The sequence below is a fragment of the Pseudomonas sp. B34(2017) genome, from assembly GCF_002112915.1.
Taxonomy (GTDB): domain Bacteria; phylum Pseudomonadota; class Gammaproteobacteria; order Pseudomonadales; family Pseudomonadaceae; genus Aquipseudomonas; species Aquipseudomonas pharyngis.
Genome location: NZ_NEJA01000003.1, coordinates 442,291 through 465,573 on the forward strand (window position 1 = coordinate 442,291; position 23,283 = coordinate 465,573).

General features: G+C 61.1%; 20 protein-coding genes. 16 read left to right on the top strand and 4 right to left on the bottom strand.

All coding sequences use genetic code 11. The annotated features are described in order from the left end of the window. Positions 1–110: 110 nt before the first annotated feature. From CAF80_RS11690 to CAF80_RS11725, 8 genes are all read left to right on the top strand, one after another. Entirely contained in the window at positions 111–1,454 is a 1,344-nt protein-coding gene (locus tag CAF80_RS11690; RefSeq protein ID WP_039765378.1) for an OprD family porin, read from the top strand. A 295-nt stretch (positions 1,455–1,749) separates the two neighbouring features. Further along, positions 1,750–2,388 (top strand): peroxiredoxin, encoded by a 639-nt coding sequence (locus tag CAF80_RS11695; RefSeq protein ID WP_011336455.1) that lies wholly within the window; start codon positions 1,750–1,752, stop codon positions 2,386–2,388. Between the two features lie 333 nt (positions 2,389–2,721). Beyond that, a complete protein-coding gene (gene ssuE / locus CAF80_RS11700) occupies positions 2,722–3,315 on the top strand; it encodes an NADPH-dependent FMN reductase (RefSeq protein ID WP_011336454.1) in 594 nt (197 codons plus the stop codon). 89 nt (positions 3,316–3,404) lie between these two features. Next, a complete protein-coding gene (locus tag CAF80_RS11705; protein WP_007953529.1) occupies positions 3,405–4,385 on the top strand; it encodes a sulfonate ABC transporter substrate-binding protein in 981 nt (326 codons plus the stop codon). Between the two features lie 25 nt (positions 4,386–4,410). Then, entirely contained in the window at positions 4,411–5,559 is a 1,149-nt protein-coding gene (ssuD, locus tag CAF80_RS11710; RefSeq protein WP_011336452.1) for an FMNH2-dependent alkanesulfonate monooxygenase, read from the top strand. A 9-nt stretch (positions 5,560–5,568) separates the two neighbouring features. Then, positions 5,569–6,351, top strand: a complete 783-nt coding sequence (gene ssuC, locus CAF80_RS11715) for an aliphatic sulfonate ABC transporter permease SsuC (RefSeq protein WP_011336451.1) — start codon at positions 5,569–5,571, stop codon at positions 6,349–6,351. Continuing rightward, on the top strand, positions 6,348–7,154 hold the full coding sequence (gene ssuB / locus CAF80_RS11720) for an aliphatic sulfonates ABC transporter ATP-binding protein (RefSeq protein WP_039765381.1): 807 nt from the start codon (positions 6,348–6,350) through the stop codon (positions 7,152–7,154). Before ssuC ends, ssuB begins: the two co-directional genes overlap by 4 nt. Positions 7,155–7,260: 106 nt before the next feature. Further along, positions 7,261–7,476 carry a molybdopterin-binding protein gene (locus CAF80_RS11725; RefSeq protein ID WP_007953520.1) on the top strand — a complete coding sequence of 72 codons (216 nt, stop codon included), beginning with the start codon at positions 7,261–7,263 and terminating at the stop codon, positions 7,474–7,476. A 188-nt stretch (positions 7,477–7,664) separates the two neighbouring features. Here CAF80_RS11725 and CAF80_RS11730 read toward each other — a convergent pair whose 3' ends face one another. Together CAF80_RS11730 and CAF80_RS11735 are read right to left on the bottom strand one after the other, a co-directional pair. Continuing rightward, on the bottom strand, positions 7,665–8,297 hold the full coding sequence (locus tag CAF80_RS11730; RefSeq protein WP_039765384.1) for a TetR/AcrR family transcriptional regulator: 633 nt from the start codon (positions 8,295–8,297) through the stop codon (positions 7,665–7,667). A gap of 227 nt (positions 8,298–8,524) precedes the next feature. After that, positions 8,525–9,901 carry a glutamine synthetase family protein gene (locus CAF80_RS11735; protein WP_039765386.1) on the bottom strand — a complete coding sequence of 459 codons (1,377 nt, stop codon included), beginning with the start codon at positions 9,899–9,901 and terminating at the stop codon, positions 8,525–8,527. 729 nt (positions 9,902–10,630) lie between these two features. Between CAF80_RS11735 and CAF80_RS11740 the strand changes: the two genes are divergently transcribed. The 7 genes from CAF80_RS11740 to CAF80_RS11770 all read left to right on the top strand — a co-directional run bounded on the left by CAF80_RS11740 (position 10,631) and on the right by CAF80_RS11770 (position 19,000). Further along, a complete protein-coding gene (locus CAF80_RS11740) occupies positions 10,631–11,989 on the top strand; it encodes a glutamine synthetase family protein (protein WP_007953514.1) in 1,359 nt (452 codons plus the stop codon). A gap of 56 nt (positions 11,990–12,045) precedes the next feature. Next, the gene (locus tag CAF80_RS11745) at positions 12,046–13,410 is read left to right on the top strand and encodes an aspartate aminotransferase family protein (RefSeq protein WP_039765388.1); all 1,365 of its coding nucleotides are present in this window, start codon (positions 12,046–12,048) and stop codon (positions 13,408–13,410) included. 172 nt (positions 13,411–13,582) lie between these two features. Beyond that, on the top strand, positions 13,583–14,695 hold the full coding sequence (locus CAF80_RS11750) for a polyamine ABC transporter substrate-binding protein (RefSeq protein ID WP_011336446.1): 1,113 nt from the start codon (positions 13,583–13,585) through the stop codon (positions 14,693–14,695). Positions 14,696–14,882: 187 nt separating this feature from the next. Beyond that, complete coding sequence (locus CAF80_RS11755; RefSeq protein ID WP_085667368.1) at positions 14,883–15,980, top strand: polyamine ABC transporter substrate-binding protein; 1,098 nt, start codon at positions 14,883–14,885, stop codon at positions 15,978–15,980. A 73-nt stretch (positions 15,981–16,053) separates the two neighbouring features. Then, on the top strand, positions 16,054–17,196 hold the full coding sequence (locus CAF80_RS11760) for an ABC transporter ATP-binding protein (protein WP_007953506.1): 1,143 nt from the start codon (positions 16,054–16,056) through the stop codon (positions 17,194–17,196). A gap of 35 nt (positions 17,197–17,231) precedes the next feature. Further along, positions 17,232–18,113, top strand: coding sequence for an ABC transporter permease subunit (locus CAF80_RS11765; protein ID WP_170844921.1), 882 nt, complete (start codon positions 17,232–17,234; stop codon positions 18,111–18,113). Continuing rightward, a complete protein-coding gene (locus CAF80_RS11770; protein ID WP_007953503.1) occupies positions 18,110–19,000 on the top strand; it encodes an ABC transporter permease subunit in 891 nt (296 codons plus the stop codon). The genes CAF80_RS11765 and CAF80_RS11770 overlap by 4 nt, the downstream gene beginning before the upstream one ends. A gap of 58 nt (positions 19,001–19,058) precedes the next feature. On the opposite strand, the gene CAF80_RS11775 is transcribed toward CAF80_RS11770, so the two are convergent. Next, entirely contained in the window at positions 19,059–19,700 is a 642-nt protein-coding gene (locus tag CAF80_RS11775) for an HD domain-containing protein (RefSeq protein WP_085667369.1), read from the bottom strand. A 190-nt stretch (positions 19,701–19,890) separates the two neighbouring features. Between CAF80_RS11775 and CAF80_RS11780 the strand changes: the two genes are divergently transcribed. After that, positions 19,891–20,847: a GlxA family transcriptional regulator gene (locus CAF80_RS11780; protein ID WP_085667444.1), complete on the top strand. Its 957-nt coding sequence runs from the start codon at positions 19,891–19,893 to the stop codon at positions 20,845–20,847. Positions 20,848–20,861: 14 nt separating this feature from the next. On the opposite strand, the gene CAF80_RS11785 is transcribed toward CAF80_RS11780, so the two are convergent. Beyond that, on the bottom strand, positions 20,862–23,273 hold the full coding sequence (locus tag CAF80_RS11785; RefSeq protein ID WP_085667370.1) for a penicillin acylase family protein: 2,412 nt from the start codon (positions 23,271–23,273) through the stop codon (positions 20,862–20,864). Positions 23,274–23,283: the final 10 nt, after the last annotated feature.

The window sequence follows — 23,283 nt, forward strand, 5'->3', positions numbered from 1 at the left end:
GTTACGATTGACTTGTCAGTCACGGTCTGGCGCTAATCGCGCATCTTAGGATCCAGGGGCATCAGACCCCGGACCAGGAACACAAGAATTAGAAACGAGAGGAGCGAAACATGAACAAGTCCACCTTGGCCCTGGCCGTGGCCGTAGGGGTTTTGGCGCAGCAGGCAGGCGCCGCCGGTTTCATCGAAGACAGCAAGGCCACTCTGGGTCTGCGTAACTTCTACATCAACACTGACAACCGCGATGGCGCTGGTGCCAACAAGAACGAAGAGTGGGGCCAAGGCTTCGATCTGCGTTTCATCTCCGGCTACACCCAAGGCACCGTAGGCTTCGGTATTGATGCCATCGGCCTGCTGGGCGTGCGTCTGGATTCGGGCGGCGGCACCAACGGCAACAGCGGCACCGCTTACGGCGGCACTGTGTTCCCGAGCGAGTCCAACGGCAAAGCAGTGGACAACTTCTCCAGCCTGGGTCTGACTGCCAAAGCCAAGATCTCCCAGACCGAACTGAAGCTGGGCACCCTGCAGCCGAAAAACCCGGTGATCGTGACCAACGACGGTCGTCTGCTGCCACAAACCTGGCAGGGCGGTCAGATCACTTCCGGCGAAATCAAGGACCTGACCCTGGTCGGTGGTCAGATCGAAGCCGTGAAAGGCCGTAACTCCAGCAACAACGAAAACTTGTCCATCGGCGGTGCAAACACCCGTGGCACTGGCTTCCGTGACAGCAACAAATTCATCTATGCCGGTGGCGACTACAAGATCACCAAAGACCTGACTGCCCAGTACTACTACGGCAACCTGGAAGACTTCTATAAGCAGCACTTCCTGGGTCTGGTACACAACTGGGCCATCGGCCCGGGTGTCTTGAAGTCTGACTTCCGTTACTTCAACAGCTCCGACGACGGCAAGAACGGCACTGATCCGGCCTACTACAGCAGCGGCAACTACACCGGTTTCCGTTCCGGTCGTGGCGAAGTCGACAACAACCTGTACAGCGGCCTGTTCCTGTACACCGTTGAAGGTCACACCTTCGGTGGCGGTTACCAGGTTTCCAACGGCAGCTCCGACTTCCCTTGGCTGAACCAGGGCGACGGTTCGTCGAACTACACCATCACCGACATGCAGATCCAGAAGTTCGGTCGTGCCGGCGAGAAAACCTGGCAGGCCCGCTACTCGTATGACTTCGCTAAAGTCGGCGTACCTGGCCTGACCGCTGGTGTGGTTTACCTGAAAGGCGATTCGATCGACACCGTTGGCACCAACGGCCGCGAAAACGCTTCGAACCGTTCCGAGTGGGAACGCGACTTCACCATCGGTTACGTCGTACCGGAAGGTCCGTTCAAGAACGTCGGCCTGATGTGGAAAAACGCTGTATGGCGCACCGACCTGCCGAACACCCGTTCGCAGGACGAAAACCGCCTGATCGTCAGCTACTCGATCCCGCTGCTGTAATAGCGCGCTCCTGCATTGATGTAAAAAAAGCCCCGTCCGGCATCGCGCCGGACGGGGCTTTTGCGTTTTCGGGTCCGGCTCACCCCCGTAAGCCTTTCCCGATGTTCCCCTCTTTACAGCAACTCAAGGCCTTCTCGAACCTTGAGGGCGATGTTCGTCGCGATGCTGCGGGGCGTCCAGTGAACAGATGTTTAATATTCAATAAAGATATAGATATCTAGTTATTTATTCTTTTTCAGAAGAACGAATCACAAGCTACAGTTGAGGTCTCCAACAACTCATCAGGAGCCGCACCATGAGCCTCAGACTTGGCGATATCGCCCCCGATTTCGAACAGGATTCCAGCGCCGGCAAGATTCGTTTCCACGAATGGCTGGGCGATAGCTGGGGCGTGCTGTTTTCCCACCCGGCAGACTTCACCCCGGTGTGCACCACCGAGCTGGGCTTCACCGCCAAGCTCAAGGACGAGTTCACCAAACGCGGCGTGAAGGCCATTGCACTGTCGGTCGACCCGGTGGATTCGCACCACAAGTGGATCGAGGACATCAACGAAACCCAGAACACCATCGTCAACTTCCCGATCCTGGCCGATGCCGATCGCAAGGTGTCCGATCTGTACGATCTGATTCACCCGAACGCCAACGACACCCTGACCGTGCGTTCGCTGTTCGTGATCGATCCGAACAAGAAGATCCGCCTGACCATCACCTACCCGGCGAGCACCGGGCGCAACTTCCACGAGATCCTGCGGGTGATCGATTCGCTGCAGCTCACCGACAACTACAAGGTAGCCACCCCGGCCAACTGGCAGGACGGTGAAGAAGTGGTGATCGTGCCGTCGCTCAAGGACGAAGACGAAATCAAGCAACGCTTTCCGAAAGGCTACCGCGCGGTGAAACCGTACCTGCGCCTCACCCCACAGCCGAACAAATAACCTATCTCGGATCGTTCCCACGCTCCGCGTGGGAATGAATACATGGACGCTCCGCGTCCACTGTGACGCAGAGCGTCACGGGCGGCATTCCCACGCGGACGGTTCGACGCCTCGACGTGGGAACGATCAGTCACTAGGAACCACGATGCAGGGTTTCAGGCCGTTTTCACGGCCTGTTTTTTTTGCCGCAAGAAAGGGAAATGCATATCTCCATAAAGAATAACCAAATGAATAAATATGATTTATGGATATATAAATCAGCTGGTAAGGTCACTCACATCGAAGCGAGATCGCAACCCGCGAATCGCCTGTAACGCGCAAGGAATTTTCTGAATGCTGGTCGTCTCACTCGGTGGCAGTCCCAGTCAACGTTCCCGCTCAGGGGTGTTGCTGGAACGCTCGCAACGCTGGTTGCAGCAGCAAGGGGTGGAAGTGGTGAGTTATCAGGTGCGGGACTTCCCGGCCGAAGACCTGCTTCACGCCCGCTTCGACAGCCCGAAGGTGCTCGACTTGCTGCAACAGATTGAAAACGCCGATGGCCTGCTGATCGCTACGCCGGTGTACAAGGCGTCGTTTTCCGGTGCCCTGAAGACCGTACTGGATCTGCTGCCCGAGCGTGCGCTGAACCACAAGATTGTTTTACCGATGGCTACCGGCGGCAGCATCGCTCACATGCTGGTGGTCGATTACGCCCTCAAACCGGTGCTGTCGGCGTTGAAGGCCCAGGAAATGCTGCAAGGGATTTTTGCCGAGGACAGCCAGATCGCCTACGGCGAAGGCAGCGCCCAGGCGCAGTTGGCACCGGCGCTGGAGCAGCGGTTGCATGAAGCGCTGGACCAGTTTGTCAGCGCCATGGCCCGCCGGCCGAAGCCGCTGGAGCCGGGGCTGCTGAACGAACGTTTGTTGAGTGCTCGCTGGAGCATTTGAGCCACACCGAAACTTGAAGTACTCACCTTACTCAGCCGCCAACGGCCAAGCAGGTGCAGCCACAACCCAACAGCAAAAAGGAGAGCGCTATGCGCACTGTATTTTTGCGTCGTGGTCTGGTCGCTCTGTTTGCTGCGGCTGTGTCCTTCGGCGCCATCACTCAAGCTCAAGCCGAGACGCTACGAATCGGTTACCAGAAGTACGGCACGCTGGTGCTGCTCAAAGCCAAGGGCACCCTGGAAAAGCGTCTCGCCGCCCAAGGCGTTGACGTGCAATGGACTGAATTTCCCGGCGGCCCGCAACTGCTGGAAGGCCTGAACGTCGGTTCGATCGACTTCGGCGTCACTGGCGAAACCCCGCCGGTCTTTGCCCAGGCGGCCGGTGCCGATCTGCTCTACGTCGCCTACGAGCCACCAGCGCCGAACAGCGAAGCGATCCTCGTGCCGAAAGATTCGCCGATCAAATCGGTGGCGGATCTCAAGGGCAAGAAAGTCGCCCTGAACAAAGGCTCCAACGTCCACTACCTGCTGGTGCGTGCGCTGGAAGATGCCGGCCTCAAGTACACCGACATTCAAACCGTATTCCTGCCGCCGGCGGATGCCCGCGCCGCGTTCGAACGTGGCAGCGTCGACGCCTGGGTCATCTGGGACCCGTACCAGGCCGCCGCCGAGAAGCAACTGCAAGCGCACACCCTGCGTGACGGTAAAGGCATCGTCGACAACCACCAGTTCTACCTGGCGACCAAACCCTACGCACAGAAAAATCCCGAGGTGATCAAGACCCTCGTGGAAGAAGTGCGCGCCGTCGGTGAGTGGTCCAAGGCCAACCCGGAAGACGTGACCCAACAGGTGTCGCCGCTGCTCGGCCTGCCGGCAGACATCACCCTGACCTCGGTGAAGCGCCAGGGCTACGGCGCGCTGTTCCTGACCCCGGAAGTGGTCGCCGCGCAACAGAAAATCGCCGACACCTTCTACCAGCTCAAGCTGATTCCCAAGCCGTTGAGCATCAAGGACGTGATCTGGACCCCACCGGCCGCTGTGGCCCAAAGCTCGGTCACCCAAGCCCAGTAAATCGAATCCCCAAGGAGACCACTCCATGAGCCTCAACATCTTCTGGTTCCTGCCAACCCACGGCGACGGCCATTACCTTGGCACCGCCGAAGGCGCCCGCGCCGTCGATCACGGCTATCTGCAACAGGTCGCGCAAGCGGCGGATCGCCTGGGCTTCGGCGGCGTGCTGATTCCCACCGGCCGCTCCTGCGAGGACTCGTGGCTGGTGGCGGCATCGCTGATCCCGGTGACCCAGCGTCTGAAATTCCTTGTCGCCCTGCGCCCCGGGATCATTTCCCCGACGGTGGCGGCGCGTCAGGCGGCAACGCTGGATCGGTTGTCCGGCGGTCGTGCGCTGTTCAACCTGGTGACCGGTGGCGATCCGGAAGAGTTGGCCGGCGACGGTCTGTTCCTCGATCACGAAGCGCGCTATCAGGCCTCGGTGGAATTCACCCGGATCTGGCGTCGGGTGCTGGAAGGCGAAACCGTGGATTACGACGGCGAGCACATCAGCGTGAAGGGCGCCAAATTGCTCTATCCGCCGATCCAGCAACCGCGTCCGCCGCTGTATTTCGGTGGCTCGTCGGAAGCCGCGCAGGATCTGGCCGCCGAACAAGTGGAAATGGTCCTGACCTGGGGCGAGCCGCCCGCAGCCGTGGCCGAGAAGATTGAACAGGTGCGCGCCAAGGCCGCCAAGCTCGGCCGCACCGTGCGCTTCGGCATTCGTCTGCATGTGATCGTGCGGGAAACCAATGCCGAGGCCTGGCAAGCGGCAGATCGCCTGATCTCGCACCTGGACGACGACACCATCAAACGTGCCCAGGCTTCGCTGGCGCGGTTCGATTCGGTCGGCCAGCAACGCATGGCTGCGCTGCACGGTGGCAGTCGCGACAACCTCGAAGTCAGCCCGAACCTGTGGGCCGGCGTCGGTCTGGTGCGCGGTGGTGCCGGGACGGCGTTGGTCGGCGACGGCCCGACCGTGGCGGCGCGCGTTAAGGAATACGCGGATCTGGGCATCGATACTTTCATCTTCTCCGGTTATCCACACCTCGAAGAATCGTATCGGGTGGCCGAACTGCTGTTCCCGCACCTCGACGTCGAGCGCCCGGAATTGCCGAAAAGCGCCGGTTACGTCAGCCCGTTCGGGGAGATGGTGGCCAACGACATTCTTCCCAAAGCCGCGTCCCAGAGCTGAGGCGCCGCCATGAAGAAATTTATCCACAGCCTCGCGCCCTGGGCGTTGCCGGTGTTGTTGCTGGCGGTGTGGCAGTTGTCGGTGTCGGCCGGTTGGCTGTCGACGCGGATTCTGCCGGCGCCGGTGGCGGTGATCGAAGCCGGCGTGAGCCTGGTACGCAGCGGCGAAATCTGGACGCACCTGGCAATCAGCGGCTGGCGCGCCGCGCTGGGCTTCACTATCGGTGGCAGCATCGGCCTGGTGCTGGGGTTCATCACCGGCCTGTCGAAGTGGGGTGAACGCCTGCTCGACAGCTCGGTGCAGATGATCCGCAACGTGCCGCACCTGGCGCTGATTCCGCTGGTGATCCTGTGGTTCGGCATCGACGAGTCGGCGAAGATTTTCCTGGTGGCATTGGGCACCTTGTTCCCGATCTACCTCAACACCTATCACGGCATCCGCAACGTCGATCCGGCGCTGGTGGAAATGGCGCGCAGTTATGGCCTGTCCGGTTTCAGCCTGTTCTGGCAGGTGATTCTGCCGGGCGCGCTGCCTTCGATTCTGGTCGGCGTGCGCTTCGCCCTGGGCTTCATGTGGCTGACGCTGATCGTGGCGGAAACCATCTCCGCGAGCTCCGGCATCGGTTACCTGGCGATGAACGCCCGCGAGTTCCTGCAGACCGACGTGGTGGTGCTGGCGATTCTGCTGTACGCGGTGCTCGGCAAACTGGCCGACCTCGCGGCCCGTGGACTTGAACGTGTGTGGCTGCGCTGGCATCCGGCGTATCAAGTGGCGAAAGGAGGTGCGGCATGACCGCTCAACAACCTCCACGCCTGCTGCGCGGGATTCCGCTGGCGGTGCGCAACCTGCAAAAGACTTTCGGCTCGCGGCAGGTACTGCGTGACATCGATCTGCACATTCCGGCAGGGCAGTTTGTCGCCGTGGTCGGGCGCAGCGGATGCGGCAAGAGCACATTTCTGCGCTTGCTCGCCGGCCTCGATCAACCCACTGGCGGCGATCTGCTCGCCGGTGCCGCACCGCTCAGCGATGCGCGGGATGACACCCGGTTGATGTTCCAGGAAGCGCGGCTGCTGCCGTGGAAAAAGATCATCGACAACGTCGGTCTCGGTCTCAAGGGCGACTGGCGTCCGCAAGCCTTGCAGGCGCTGGATGCAGTAGGCCTCGCCGATCGCGCCAATGAATGGCCGGCGGCATTGTCCGGTGGGCAGAAGCAGCGCGTGGCGCTGGCCCGGGCGCTGATCCATCAACCGCGTCTGTTGCTGCTCGACGAGCCGCTGGGCGCACTGGATGCGCTGACCCGGATCGAGATGCAGCAACTGATCGAGCGTCTCTGGCAACAGCACGGGTTCACCGTGTTGCTGGTGACCCACGACGTCAGCGAAGCGGTGGCGATTGCCGACCGGGTGATTCTGATCGAGGACGGCGAAGTCGGCCTCGACCTGCAAGTGGAGCTGCCGCGTCCTCGGGTGCGTGGCTCCCATCGCCTGGCCGCGCTGGAAACCGAAGTGCTCAACCGAGTGTTGTCCCTGCCCGGCGAGCCGCCGGCGCCGGAACCCGTTTCACCCTTGCCTACGCAACTGCGTTGGGCGCAATGAAGCAGCTGCGAGCAGCAAGCTACAAGCTGCAAGTAGAAGCTCAGTGCTTTTGCTTGCAGCTTGAAGCTCGCAACTTGCGGCTTATTTCGACCTCAGGAGAAATATCATGACTATCAAAGCCATCAACGTACGCAACCAGTTCAAAGGCGCGATCAAGGAGATCGTTCTCGGCGACGTGCTGTCGGAAATCGACGTGCAGACCGCTTCCGGCATCGTCACGTCGGTGATCACCACCCGTTCGGTCAAGGAGCTGGAACTGGAGGTCGGCAGCGAAGTGATCGCCTTCGTGAAGTCCACCGAGGTGTCCATCGCCAAGTTGTAAGCCTGTGAGTAAAAAACAACCCCGAAGGGTGTGAGCCCTTCGGGGTTTTTTGTTGATCGCTGATGTTGGTCGTTCCCACGTCGAGGCGTCGAACCGTCCGCGTGGGAATGCCTCTGGGGACGCTCCGCGTCCAGTGACGCGGAGCGTCACGGGCTGCATTCCCACGCAGAGCGTGGGAGCGATCATCGCTAGAGAATCCGTTTGGGCAGATAGGGCGGCAGATACAGCCCGATATAGGCATCAAACACCCGCATGCCTTCCTCGGCCATGCGCGGGGTGATCTGCCCGTGCTGCTGCACCGAGCGGGCGTAGACGCGGTCGCCCAGTTCCATGGCCAGTGCGAACACATCGACGTCATCCGGCAGTCGCGGCAGTTCGAAGTGATGATCGAACAGCTTGTGCATCAGGTCGCCGAGTTCGAGGTCGTGCTGGCGGTCGGCCTGGGTGACTTCGGTGAGGCCGTGCTGCGCGAGGATCAGTTGGCGGGCGGCGGCATCCTCGCCATAGATCTCCAGCATCCGCTCTTCGACCAGCCGCGACAGGTCGCGCCAGTCGCGCAGGGCATCGTGATCGATCGGTGCTTGCAGGCAGGCACGGAAGGCCGCGTGCACATCCGCCGTCAGCGCTTCGAGCAGCGCCGGAACACTGGCGAAGAAGTGGTAGACCGAGGAGGGCGGAATCTGTGCGCGCTCGGCCACGCTGTAGATCGACAGGCTCGCCACGCCCTCGGCGGCCAGCAGCGTGCGCGCGGCGTCGAGTATCGAATCGATCCGCGCCTGACTGCGGGCACGAGGTTTGCGAACGGGGGCGGGACGCGTCATGAAAGTCTCCTGCGGGGCAGCGGGCATTGTACGAGCCGGCTCTTGCGTTGTCTTGTCGGCCGCCATCGCTGGCAAGCCAGCTCCCACAGGTATCTGTGTCGAACACAAGATTTGAGTACACAACAGAACCCTGTGGGAGCTGGCTTGCCAGCGATCCGCCGCAGGCGGCCATAAAAAAACGCTGCGGGCTGATGAAGCCGGCAGCGCTTTTTATTCCTGCAATCCGCTTAAACGGTATGCAGGTACCAGTTGTACTCGAGGTCGGAGATGGAGTGTTCGAACTCCTCCAGCTCGCTCTCTTTACAGGCGACGAAGATATCGATGTATTTCGGATCGATGTACTTGGCCATCACCTCGCTGTCGTCCAGCTCGCGCAGGGCATCGCGCAAGTTGTTCGGCAGGCTCTGCTCGTTCTGCTCGTAGCTGTTGCCTTCGGTGGGAGGCGGCGGCTCGATCTTGTTGGTCAGGCCGTGATGCACGCCCGCCAGCACCGAAGCCATCAGCAGGTACGGGTTGGCGTCGGCGCCGGCCACGCGGTGTTCCAGACGGACCGCGTCGGCGGAGCCGGTCGGTACGCGCAGGGCCACGGTGCGGTTGTCCAGGCCCCAGCTCGGCGAGTTCGGCACGTAGAACTGTGCGCCGAAACGACGGTAGGAGTTGACGTTCGGGCAGAGGAAAGCCATCTGCGCGGGCAGGGTCTCGAGCACACCGCCGATCGCGTGACGCAGCGCGGCGTTCTGCTCGGGATCCTCGCTGGCAAAAATGTTTTTGCCTTCTTTGTCGAGAACCGAAATGTGGACGTGCAGACCGTTGCCTGCCTGGCCCGGATACGGCTTGGCCATGAAGGTGGTGTCCATTTCATGGTCGTAGGCGATGTTCTTGATCAGACGCTTGAGCAGGACCGCGTAGTCGCATGCCTTGATCGGGTCGGCGACGTGGTGCAGGTTCACTTCGAACTGCGCCGGGGCACTTTCCTTGACGATGGCGTCGGCCGGGATGCCTTGCTCTTTGGCGCCTTCCAGAATGTCCTGGAGGCAGTCGACGTATTCGTCGAGGTCGTCGATCAGGTAAACCTGGGTCGAATGCGGGCGTTTGCCGGAGATCGGCGAGCGTGGCGGCTGAGGGCGGCCGTTCACGTTTTCCTGGTCGATCAGGTAAAACTCGAGTTCGAACGCGGCGCAGATGGTCAGGCCGAGCTCGTCAAACTTTGCAACAACTTGACGGAGCACTTCGCGCGGGTCGGCGAAGAAAGGGTCACCTTCCAGTTCGTGCATGGTCATCAACAGTTGCGCGGTCGGGCGCTTCTGCCATGGCTCGTTGCACAGGGTATCGGGGATTGGATAGCAGATACGGTCGGCGTCGCCGATGTCCAGGCCCAGGCCGGTGCTTTCCACCGTGGAGCCATTGATATCCAGAGCAAATAGAGAGGCCGGCAGGTTGATGCCTTTCTCGTAAACCTTGTGGAGGCTGGTGCGTTCGATGCGCTTGCCGCGCACCACACCATTCATATCCGCAATCAGAAGGTCAACGTACAGAACCTCAGGATGTTCCTTAAGGAACGCGTTCGCTTCGTTAAGCTGAACGGCACGCGGGGGTACCGACATGATGCAACACCTTTGTTGTTAAAAATATCAATCATTGATCTTTTCTGGTTTCAGTCAACCCGAACGGCCTGCCGAAGTCAAGCGAGGCCTTTTGTGCCCTGAAAAAGCGCCGCGAGGGCGTTTATGGGGCACTTTGGGGCATTTTTTTATCCGTGAAGGACGCGCCACCCGCAGGCTTGAGCAGGCCGTGTTGTATTTTTTACGGGGGTGTTGTGTAAAAAAATGAACAAGGCTAAGCTCCGATCAAACCCATAACAGCAATAATACCGGGGTGCTTCATGTCTCGCCTGCCGTTAATCGGCGTCACCGACTGCTCTTTGCAGTCCGGTCTGCATGCTTACCACATCAGTGGCGACACGTCCGTCCGCAGCGCGGCCAGCAAGGCCTGCAACGTGTCAGCGATCTCCAGATCCATGGCAGATCGAGCGGCAGCGTCCGATATTCTGGACGTGTGCGAAGGCATCCTCTTTAGCGGTTCTCCTTTCAATATAGATCTCTTTCCCTCTCCCGGCCCGCACCGCGCCCGTCGTCGTGCCCGTGATTCTGCACGCCCGGGATGTGCACAGGAAATGCAACGCCAGCGTAAAGGGCAGGTAAGCTCCTCCTTCATTGTCTATGCGCGGTGCCGGGCGTAAGCCGGCACTGCGCGCAAGCAAGGCCCTTTAACGCGACGCCTGGTGCGTCAAACATTGCCTGACATCTGTCAGGAGACTCAGCCCAGAGGCATTTATGAGTAACAACCTCGACCAGCTCACCGATTGGTTGAAAGACCACAAGATCACAGAAGTCGAATGCATGATCGGCGACTTGACCGGCATTACCCGGGGCAAGATCTCGCCGACCAACAAATTCATCGCCGAAAAAGGCATGCGCCTGCCAGAGAGCGTTCTGTTGCAGACCGTGACCGGCGACTACGTCGAAGACGACATCTATTACGAACTGCTCGACCCGGCCGACATCGACATGATCTGCCGCCCCGACCAGAACGCCGTGTACCTGGTGCCGTGGGCCATCGAGCCGACCGCCCAGGTGATCCACGACACCTACGACAAGCAAGGCAACCCGATCGAGCTGTCGCCGCGCAACGTCCTCAAGAAAGTCCTGAAACTCTATGCCGACAAGGGCTGGCAGCCGATCGTGGCGCCGGAAATGGAGTTCTACCTGACCAAGCGCAGTGACGACCCCGATTATCCGCTGCAACCGCCAGTCGGCCGTTCCGGGCGTCCGGAGATCGGTCGTCAGTCGTTCTCCATCGAAGCGGCGAACGAATTCGATCCGCTGTTCGAAGACGTCTACGACTGGTGCGAATTGCAGGAGCTGGACCTCGACACGCTGATCCACGAGGACGGCACGGCGCAGATGGAAATCAACTTCCGTCACGGCGATGCCCTGTCGCTGGCCGACCAGATCCTGGTGTTCAAACGCACCATGCGTGAGGCCGCGCTCAAGCACAACGTGGCCGCGACCTTCATGGCCAAGCCGATGACCGGCGAGCCGGGCAGTGCGATGCACCTGCACCAGAGCATCATCGACATCGAGACCGGCAAGAACGTGTTCTCGAATGAAGACGGGACCATGAGCCAGCTGTTCCTGCACCACATCGGTGGCCTGCAGAAACTGATCCCTGAGCTGTTGCCGCTGTTCGCCCCGAACGTCAACTCGTTCCGCCGCTTCCTGCCGGACACCTCGGCGCCGGTGAACGTGGAGTGGGGCGAAGAAAACCGCACCGTGGGCCTGCGCGTCCCGGATGCCGGCCCGCAGAACCGTCGGGTGGAAAACCGCCTGCCGGGCGCCGACGCCAACCCGTACCTGGCGATTGCCGCGAGCCTGCTCTGCGGCTACATCGGCATGGTCGAAGGCATCAACCCGAGCGCGCCAGTCGTGGGCCGTGGTTACGAGCGCCGCAACCTGCGCCTGCCGCTGACCATCGAAGACGCCCTGGAACGCATGGAAAACAGCGCGACCATCGAGAAGTACCTGGGCAAGACCTTCATCACCGGCTACGTCGCGGTCAAGCGGGCCGAGCATGAAAACTTCAAGCGCGTGATCAGTTCCTGGGAGCGTGAGTACCTGCTCTTCGCCGTCTGATACGCCGGGCGCGGTGGTCAGCCGCCGCGCCTTCACCGATAACAAGGAGAATTGGCATGACCAGCAACAACCCGCAAACCCGTGAGTGGCAAGCCCTCAGCAGCGATCACCACCTGGCCCCGTTCAGCGACTTCAAGCAGCTGAAAGAAAAGGGTCCACGGATCATCACCAACGCCAAGGGCGTGTACCTGTGGGACAGCGAGGGCAACAAGATCCTCGATGGCATGGCGGGTCTGTGGTGTGTGGCGATCGGTTATGGACGCGATGAGCTGGCGGATGCTGCCGCCAAACAGATGCGCGAACTGCCTTACTACAACCTGTTCTTCCAGACCGCGCACCCGCCGGCGCTGGAACTGGCCAAGGCCATCGCCGACGTGGCGCCAGAAGGCATGAACCACGTGTTCTTCACCGGCTCCGGTTCCGAAGGCAACGACACCATGCTGCGTATGGTTCGCCACTACTGGGCGATCAAGGGCCAGCCGAACAAGAAAGTCATCATCAGCCGCAAGAACGGCTACCACGGTTCCACCGTGGCCGGCGCAAGCCTGGGCGGCATGACCTACATGCACGAACAGGGCGACCTGCCGATTCCGGGCATCGTCCACATCGCCCAGCCGTACTGGTTCGCCGAAGGCGGCGACATGACCCCGGAAGAGTTCGGGATCTGGGCGGCCAATCAGCTGGAAGAAAAGATTCTGGAAGTCGGCGTGGACAACGTCGGTGCCTTTATTGCCGAGCCGATCCAGGGCGCCGGCGGTGTGATCATTCCGCCAGACACCTACTGGCCGCGCATCAAGGAGATCCTCGCCAAGTACGACATTCTGTTCGTGGCTGACGAAGTGATCTGCGGTTTCGGCCGTACCGGTGAATGGTTCGGCAGCGATTTCTACGACCTCAAGCCACACATGATGACGATCGCCAAAGGCCTGACGTCCGGCTACATCCCGATGGGTGGCCTGATCGTGCGTGACGAAGTGGTGGCGGTGCTCAACGAGGGCGGCGACTTCAACCACGGCTTCACCTACTCCGGTCACCCGGTGGCGGCGGCGGTGGGTCTGGAAAACATCCGGATTCTGCGCGAAGAGAAAATCATCGAACGCGCCCATGAAGAAACGGCACCGTATTTGCAGAAACGTCTGCGCGAACTGAACGATCACCCGTTGGTGGGTGAAGTGCGCGGAGTCGGTCTGCTGGGGGCCATCGAGCTGGTGCAGGACAAGGCCACTCGCAAGCGTTACGAAGGCAAGGGTGTGGGCATGATCTGCCGCCAGTTCTGCTTCGACAACGGGCTGATCATGCGTGCCGTGGGCGACACCATGATCATCGCGCCGCCGCTGGTGATCAGCAAGGCGGAGATCGACGAGCTGGTGACAAAGGCACGCAAGTGCCTGGACCTGACCCTGAGTGCGTTGCAGGGCTAAGTGCTAGGCTCTGAGCGATGGAGCTGTTGCGCTGTCGCTCGGAGCTGTCAGAAAGGCTGGTCTTTTCTTGAAAGACCGCCTCGGATCTTGCCAGACTAGCCGCGGTTCCAGTTGTCCGGGTTCGGCCGCTGAACAAAGTGGTTCAAAAAAGAAAAATTTGGAGCATTAACGCATGAAGGCATTAGGCAAAAAGCTCGCTGGCAAGACTCTGCTCGCCATGTCCCTGATGGGCGTGATGGCGGGTGCGGTTCAGGCGGACGACAAGGTGTTGCACGTTTACAACTGGTCCGACTACATCGCGCCGGACACGGTTGCCAATTTCGAAAAAGAGACGGGCATCAAGGTCGTCTATGACGTTTTCGACAGCAACGAAACCCTGGAAGCCAAGCTGCTGGCCGGCAAATCCGGTTACGACATCGTGGTGCCTTCCAACAACTTCCTGGCCAAACAGATCAAGGCCGGCGTTTATCAGGAACTGGACAAGTCCAAGCTGACGAACTGGAAGAACCTCGACGAAGACCTGCTCAAGGCCGTTGGCGACGCCAGCGACCCGGGCAACAAGCACGCGTTCCCGTACATGTGGGGTTCGATCGGCATCGGCTACAACCCGGCCAAGGTCAAGGCTGCACTGGGCATCGACAAGATCGATTCCTGGGACATCGTGTTCAAGCCTGAAAACATCGAGAAGCTGAAAAGCTGCGGCGTGAGCTTCCTCGACGCGCCGACCGAAATGATTCCGGCGGCTCTGCACTATCTGGGCAAACCGACCAACAGCAAGGACAAGGCTGACCTGAAAGCCGCCGAAGACCTGTTCCTCAAGATTCGTCCTTCGGTGGCTTACTTCCACTCCTCGAAGTACATCTCGGACCTGGCCAACGGCAACATCTGTGTAGCGGTCGGCTACTCGGGTGACCTGGAGCAATCCAAGACCCGCGCCAAGGAAGCCGGTGACAAGGTCAAACTGGCCTACACCATTCCAAAAGAAGGTGCCGGTACTTTCTACGACATGGTCGCCATTCCAAAGGATGCCGAAAACGTCGAAGCCGCCTACAAGTTCATGAACTACCTGCTCGAGCCGAAAGTGATGGCCGAAATCACCAACGCCGTGCGTTTCCCGAACGGCAACAAGGCGGCCACCGCCCTGGTGGACAAGGAAATCACCAGCGATCCGAGCATCTACCCTTCGGCTGAAGTGAAGAAGCAGCTCTATGCGATCAGCGATCTGGACGCGGCCACCCTGCGCCTGATCACTCGCAGCTGGACCAAGATCAAATCCGGTAAATAAGCCGGTTTGAAGCGGCCACCGTTGGCCGTCGCCTTCAACCGGGCGGTCAGCGGTGCAATTAAATGACGGAAAGTTTTGCTGGAACGGTTTTTCGAAGGTAAGTTGCGCGCCGGTTTTGTTGCCGGGCAACCGTGACTGTCATGCAGCACGGGGCAACTTGGGCCCAACTAAATCAGAGGACCTCCACTTGCCTGTTTTTTCTTCTTTGCGCAATGCCCTGCTGGCCGCTGCCGGCCTGACGTTCGCTGTCGGTGCCCACGCCGCCGGTACTGTGCATATTTATAACTGGTCGGATTACATCGGCGAGACCACCCTGGCCGATTTCCAGAAAGAAACCGGGATCAAACCGGTCTACGACGTGTTCGACTCCAACGAAACCCTGGAAGGCAAACTGCTCGCCGGGCGTACCGGTTACGACGTGGTCGTGCCGTCGAACCACTTCCTCGGCAAGCAGATCAAGGCGGGCGCTTTCCAGAAGCTCGACAAGGCGCAGCTGCCGAACTATTCCAACCTTGATCCGGTGCTGCTCAAGCGTCTGGAGCAGAACGATCCGGGCAACCTGTACGCCGTGCCGTACCTGTGGGGCACCAATGGCATCGGCTACAACGTCGACAAAGTGAAGGCCGTGCTCGGCGTCGACAAGATCGACTCCTGGAGCGTGCTGTTCGAGCCGGAGAACATCAAGAAGCTGCACAGCTGCGGCGTGGCGTTCCTCGATTCGGCCGATGAAATGATGCCGACCGTGCTCAACTATATGGGCCTGAACGCCAACAGCACCAATCCCAAGGATTACGAGAAGGCCACGGCCAAGTTGTTGGCGGTGCGTCCTTACGTGACCTACTTCCATTCTTCGAAATACATCGGTGATCTGGCCAACGGCGACATCTGCGTGGCCATCGGTTTCTCCGGCGACATCTTCCAGGCGAAGAATCGCGCCGAAGAAGCCAAGAAGGGCGTGAACATCGCCTACTCGATCCCGAAAGAGGGTGGCGCGCTGTGGTTCGACATGCTGGCGATTCCGAAGGATTCGGCCAACGTCAAGGAAGCCCACGCCTTCATCAACTATTTGCTGAAACCTGAGGTGATCGCCCAGGTCAGTGATTACGTCGGTTACGCCAACCCCAACCCGGGTTCGGACAAGCTGATGGAGCAGTCCATCCGCACCGATGAGTCGGTTTATCCACCGCAGGCGGTGCTCGACAAGACCTACGTGTCGATCGAGCTGCCACCGAACATTCAGCGTTTGATGACCCGCAGCTGGACCAAGGTCAAGTCGGGTAAATAGCGTCAACGTACCAACTATCCTGGGTTCGTCTTGCGTGGGCGGACTGCACTCTTTTTTTCTGGGAGTTTCGTAAATGGCAGTTGCCTCCGGCGCCTATAAGAAAGCCCTCGAGGGCGACCAGACACCGAAACAGGTGCTGGTCAAAATCGACCGGGTCACGAAGAAGTTCGACGAGACGGTTGCCGTGGACGATGTGTCCCTGGAAATCAAGAAGGGCGAAATCTTTGCCCTGCTCGGCGGTTCGGGATCGGGCAAATCCACTCTGCTGCGGATGCTGGCAGGGTTCGAACGGCCCACGGAGGGGCGCATTTTCCTCGACGGCGTCGACATCACCGACATGCCGCCGTACGAGCGACCGATCAACATGATGTTCCAGTCCTACGCCCTGTTCCCGCACATGACCGTGGCGCAGAACATCGCCTTCGGCCTGCAACAGGACAAGATTCCCAAGGCCGAGATCGACGCCCGCGTGGCCGAGATGCTCAAGCTGGTGCAGATGAGCCAGTACGCCAAGCGCAAGCCGCACCAGTTGTCCGGCGGCCAGCGTCAGCGTGTGGCACTCGCGCGTTCGCTGGCCAAGCGGCCGAAACTGCTGCTGCTCGACGAGCCGATGGGCGCACTGGACAAAAAATTGCGTTCGCAGATGCAGCTGGAGCTGGTGGAGATCATCGAGCGCGTCGGCGTGACCTGCGTGATGGTGACCCACGACCAGGAAGAGGCCATGACCATGGCCGAGCGCATCGCGATCATGCACCTGGGCTGGATCGCCCAGATCGGCAGCCCGATCGACATCTACGAAACGCCGACCAGCCGCTTGGTCTGCGAATTCATCGGTAACGTGAACATCTTCGAAGGCGAAGTGATCGACGACGCCGAAGGCCACGCGACCATCACCTGCAAGGATCTCGACCGGCAGATCTACGTCGGCCACGGCATCAGCACCTCGGTGCAGGACAAGTCCGTCACCTACGCGATCCGTCCGGAGAAACTGCTGGTCACCGCCGACCAGCCGACCTGCGAATACAACTGGTCGAGCGGCAAGGTGCATGACATCGCCTACCTCGGCGGCCACTCGGTGTTCTACGTCGAATTGCCGAGCGGCAAGCTGGTGCAGTCGTTCGTGGCCAACGCCGAGCGCCGTGGCGCACGTCCGACCTGGGGCGATCAGGTCTACGTGTGGTGGGAAGACGACAGCGGCGTGGTACTTCGCTCATGAACATGCGCAAATTCAAACGCCGGCTCAATCGAATAATTCCCGGTGGCCGCCAACTGGTCATCGGGGTCCCGTTCATCTGGCTGTTCCTGTTCTTCATGCTGCCGTTCTTCATCGTCCTGAAGATCAGCTTCGCCGAAGCGGACGTGGCCATTCCGCCGTACACCGAGATCTACACCTACGCCGAGCAGAAGCTGCAACTGCTGCTGAATCTGGGCAACTACGCGATGCTCGGCGACGACGAGCTGTACATCGCCGCCTACCTCGGCTCGCTGAAGATGGCGTTTTTCAGCACGCTGCTGTGCCTGTTGATCGGTTACCCGATGGCCTACGCCATCGCCAGCGCCCGCAAAGAGCTACAAACGGTGCTGGTGCTGCTGATCATGATGCCGACCTGGACCGCGATCCTGATCCGCGTCTATGCGTGGATGGGCATCCTCAGCAACAACGGCCTGCTCAACGGTTTCCTGATGAGCATGGGCCTGATCGATGAGCCGCTGCAGATCCTCAACACCAACCTCGCGGTGTACATCGGCGTCGTCTACTCGTACCTGCCGTTCATGATCCTGCCGCTGTACGCCAACCTGGTGAAGCACGACACCAGCCTGCTGGAGGCCGCTTCCGACCTCGGTTCGAGCACCTTCAACAGCTTCTGGAAAATCACCGTGCCGCTGTCCAAGAACGGCATCATCGCCGGCTGCATGCTGGTGTTCATCCCGGTGGTGGGCGAGTTCGTGATCCCGGAACTGCTCGGCGGTCCGGAAACCCTGATGATCGGTAAAGTGCTCTGGCAAGAGTTCTTCAACAACCGTGACTGGCCGGTGGCGTCCGCCCTGGCGGTGGTGATGCTGGCGATCCTGATCGTGCCGATCATCCTGTTCAACCGCAGTCAGGCCAAGGAAATGGAGGGTAAAGAATGAAGCGCTTCCGTTTCTCCAGCCTGATGCTGGTGCTCGGCCTGTTGTTCATCTACCTGCCGATGCTGATCCTGGTGATCTACTCGTTCAACGCCTCGAAACTGGTGACGGTGTGGGGCGGCTGGTCGGTGAAGTGGTACGTCGGCCTGCTCGACAACTCGCAGCTGATGGGCTCGGTGGTGCGCTCGCTGGAAATCGCCTGCTACACCGCGATTGCCGCCGTGGCGCTGGGTACGCTGGCAGCCTTCGTGCTGACCCGCATCACCCGCTTCAAGGGCCGCACGCTGTTCGGCGGCCTGGTCACCGCGCCGCTGGTCATGCCTGAGGTGATTACCGGTCTGTCGCTGTTGCTGCTGTTCGTGGCGATGGCGCAGATGATCGGCTGGCCACAGGAGCGTGGCATCGTCACCATCTGGATCGCCCACACCACGTTCTGTGCGGCGTATGTGGCGGTGGTGGTGTCGGCGCGTCTGCGTGAGCTGGACCTGTCGATCGAAGAAGCGGCGATGGACCTCGGTGCGCGTCCGTGGAAGGTGTTCTTCCTGATCACCATCCCGATGATCGCGCCGTCGCTGGCGGCGGGCGGCATGATGTCGTTCGCGCTGTCGCTGGATGACCTGGTATTGGCGAGCTTCGTCTCCGGCCCGGGTTCGACGACCCTGCCGATGGAAGTGTTCTCGGCGGTGCGCCTGGGCGTGAAGCCTGAGATCAACGCCGTGGCCAGTCTGATTCTGCTGGCGGTGTCGCTGGTGACCTTCCTGGTCTGGTTCTTCAGCCGCCGTGCCGAAGAAGCCCGCAAGAAAGCGATTCAGCAGGCCATCGAAGAGGGCGCTGCGGATTCGTGGAAGCAACCGGACGTGCGCCGGGCGCCGACGCCGGAAGCGGCTTAAGTCTGCGGATACAAAAAACCTCGCGACCGGTCACGGCCGCGAGGTTTTTTTATGCCGGTCAGGAAACCCAGGGCGACTGGCGAATCACCTCGACGAAGTTCATCGGCTTGAACCCCGGCACCTGATCCTTCAGCACATCGGTCTTCACATTGCCGAACGTGGTCTGCGGACGATGACGCAAGCCGTCGGCGAACGCGCAGATGATGCATTCCTTGAAGCTCTCGCCCCGTGGGTGCGCATGCACCACCGCCTCACGCTGCACCGTGGTGAACGCCGCGTAGTCCATGCCCAGCACGTCCATCTCGACGCCTGCGGTCACCAGCGCCACGGTCGGGCGCAGATGCTTCGGCACCCCCGGCGTGGTGTGCAGGGCGATCGACAGCCACACCTGCTCGATGTCGTCGTCGCTCAGCCCATACGGTTTTAGAAACGCTGCGGCTGCGTTGGCACCATCGACCTCGAAGCGCTCGTCGTCGCTGCGGTGGCCTTCGACCAGACCCAGGTCGTGGAACATCGCGCCGACGTACAGCAGCTCCGGATCGTAGGCCAGTTGCTGGCGTTCTCCACTCAAGGCACCGAACAGAAACACCCGGCGCGAGTGGTGGTAAAGCAGGTCGGATTCGATGTCGCGGATGTATTCGGTGGTGGCCCGGGCGAGGGCGCTGTCGGGGATCCGGATACCGGCAATGGTCGTGGTCATGTTGAGCTTCCTCGTCGAAAACGCCGTCACGGCGCTGATGGAGAAAGTCTGTTCCCGGGGGCCAGACCGGACAATCGATCCATGGCTGCGATCCTTGCCATTGCACCTGCAAATCGTGCCAGCTCGCTTCTGCGGCGAGGATTGGCTAGGGTTGGCGCTGATCCGCCATTCCCCGGGAGCTGACATCGTCATGAACAGAACCGTCGCCATCGTGGTATTTCCCGGCGTGCAGGCGCTGGATGTAAGCGGGCCGATGGACGTGTTTGCCGAGGCCAACCGCTTCCTGGCGCCGGAGGATCATTACCGGCTCGACGTGATCGGCGTCGAGCGCGGGCCGATGGCGTGTTCCAACGGGCTGACCCTGAGTGCGCATCGGCATTTCAGCGAAGCGTCGCAGGTCTACGATTTGCTGCTGGTGGCGGGCGGACCGCAGTTGCCGTTTCTGGATTTCGGCGAGGCATTCGATGCCTGGTTGCGTGAGGCCTGTGGTCGGGCGCGGCGTTTTGGCTCGATCTGCAACGGCGCGTTCATGCTCGCCCGTGCCGGGTTGCTGGATGGGCGCACGGTCACCACCCACTGGAACGACGCCGAGGCACTGGCGCAGTTGTGCCCGTCGAGCCGGGTTGAGGCCGATCGGTTGTACGTCGAGGACGGCCAGCTCTACACCTCGGCGGGGGTGACGGCGGGGATCGATCTGTCGCTGTACCTGCTGGCGCGTGATCACGGGGCCGAGGTGGCGCTGAGTGTGGCCAAGCGGCTGGTGGTGTTCACCCAGCGCTCGGGCGGGCAGTCGCAGTTCAGTCCGTTCCTTACGCCCCACGCCGAACCGACGTCGGCGGTGGCGATGGTGCAGCTGTATGTGCTCACCGGCGACCTGACCATCGCTGATCTGGCGAATGCCGCGAACATGAGTGCGCGGAATTTCTCTCGGGTGTTTGCCAGGGAGGCGAAAGTCACCCCGGCGGAATTCGTCGAACGGGCGCGGGTGGATGCGGCGCGGGTGATGCTCGAAAGCACCAGGGCGCCGCTGAAGACGGTGGCGTATCAGTGCGGGTTTCGTGATGCGCAACATATGCGCAGCGTGTTCAGCCGGCGGTTGGGGGTGACGGCGCAGCAGTTTCGGCTGAATTTTGCGGCGATGGTTTGAGCCGAGGGCGGCTTTTATGGCTCAGCCCGCTTTGGCAGCAGCTTCAGCGTACTCCGCGTATTCGCCGTCACCTCTTCCTCACTGAAATGCGCCTGCACATACATCCCGTCCACATACGCCTCTGCCTGATCGTCATAGTGACTGTCGAACGGCACGCCGCTCTGGCCCACCGGGTTGATGGTCAGGCTGTGAGCCGGGTCGGCGAAGTCCACCAGCCGGCGGGTCGACGGGCCGTAGGTCACCGGCCACGGCGCGGGACCGATCTTCGCCGAGAGGTTGTTCGGCACTTCATGGGAGCCCGGTGCGGCGAACGGGCCGACGTTGAAAATGCGATCCAGCGGTTTCTGCTGACCCAGCGGATGACCATGGGTCAGCGTATGCGCCTTGCCCCATTGCCAGCCGGAAGCGTCGTCGCCGAGGGTCGACTTCAGGTGCGCCATGCTCGCCTGCCACGCAGCGCGCACGGTGTCGGCGCGGGTCTCCTTGTTCGGCGTGCTGCGGTTGTCCCACCACGGTGAATCGGCATTCGCCGCGAGCCGGGGCAGCGCCGCATCGATCACTCGGGTCGACAGCAGGGTTTCGAAGAAATCATTGCCCAGCTCATCGCGCATTGCTGCGTCGGCGAGGTTGAACAGGAACTGGTTGAACACCGTCGCACTGACCGAATCCAGCGGGTAGTCGCCTTGCCATTGGGCCAGTTGCTCGACCAGTTTCAGCTGCGCCGGATCACTCACCACTTCACGCAATACCGGCAGCAACGGCGCCAGCAGACGCGGGCCATAACCGGTGGCGGTACCCAGTTGCAGCTTCTGGTTGGCCTCGTTGTCCCACTTCACGTTCTTGTCGGCGAGCTGGCGGTTGAGCTGCTGGCCACGGTCGGCGAGGTTGTAGTAACCGGGAATCTCCATGCCGGTCGGTGACACCGGCTGGAAGTTGGCCGAGACGATATAGCCCCGCGCCGGGTTCTCTTCCTGCGGGTTGGCGCTGAACGGGAAGTAGCCGTCCTTGTCCGCCTGATTGCCGCTGCCGTCGAGAATGAAGCCAGGCTTCACCCCGGTCGGACGCTTGGGCAGCAGCGCCGAGGCCCACCACGCGATATCGCCCTTGGCGTTGGCGTAGACGATATTCAGTCCCGGCGCCTGCACCTTGGCCGCTGCGGCGCGAGCCTTGGCCAGGGTGTCGGCGCGGTTGAGCTGGTAGAAACCTTCAAGGATCGGATTCGGTGTTTCGAGAAACGCCCACCACATCGCAATCGGGGTTTTTCCGGCGGCGCTGCCGAGGGCGTCGTTGACGATCGGGCCGTGGGGCGACTGGCGCAGGGTGATGGTCACCGGGGCCTGGCCTTTCACCGCGATCTGCTGCTCGGTCTTGACCATGTCGGTCCACTGGCCGCGATACCAGACCTGATCCGGGTTGTCCGGATTGACCTTCTCGGCGATCAGATCCAGGTCATCGTTCTGGAACATGGTCAGGCTCCAGCCAAAATCCAGGTTGTGGCCGAGAAACGCAAACGGCACCAGCGCCTGATGATGGCCGTAGAGTTCAAAACCCGGCGCCGACAGCTGCGCCTCGTACCACACCGACGGCACCGAAAAGCGAATGTGCGGATCGCCGGCCAGCAACGGCTTGGCGCTCTTGCTGTGGCTGCCGGCGATCACCCAGGCGTTGCTGCCTTCGAACTGCGGCAGGCCGTTGTCGATCAGCGCCTGTTCGCTGACGCGGGCGAGGGTGTTCAGGTCTTTCCAGTCTTCGGCGGCGAGGGTCGGTGCGCTGCTGGTGTGGCCCTTGGCGAGCACGCCCTTGGGCTGCCAGTCGAGGTCGAAGACGTTGAGGTAGTCGGCGCCCAGTTGATCGCGCACGTAGGTCAGCAGCGGTTCGGTGCGAAACGCGGCGGCAAAGCTGTAGGCCATGTAGCCGGCGACGCTGATGCTGTCCTCGGCGGTGAACGGCCGCTTGGGGATGCCCAGCACGTCGAACTCGATCGGCGCGGCATGCGAGTCCTGATATTGATTGATGCCGTCCAGATAGGCTTGCAGGGCCTTCCACGCCGGGGACTGCTTGTCGAGGCCGGCCACGTAACTGGCGGCCCGCTCGCGGATGCGCAGGCTGCGGAACAGTTTGTCGGTGTCCAGCAGTTTCGGCCCGAGCACTTCGGCCAGTTCGCCCCGGGCCAGGCGGCGCATGGCCTCCATCTGAAACAGGCGATCCTGGGCGTGCACATAACCGAGGGCGCGGTAGAGGTCGGTCTCGTTTTCGGCACGGATGTGCGGCACACCGCGCTCGTCGTAACGCACAGTCACTGAACCTTGCAGGTTGCGCAATTCCACCTGGCCCTGACGCGTTGGTTGCTTGCTGTAGACATACCAGCCGCCGGCGGCGAGCAGGACAACGATGAGCAAGGCAAGAACGGTGAAGACGCGTTTCATGGTGACTCCT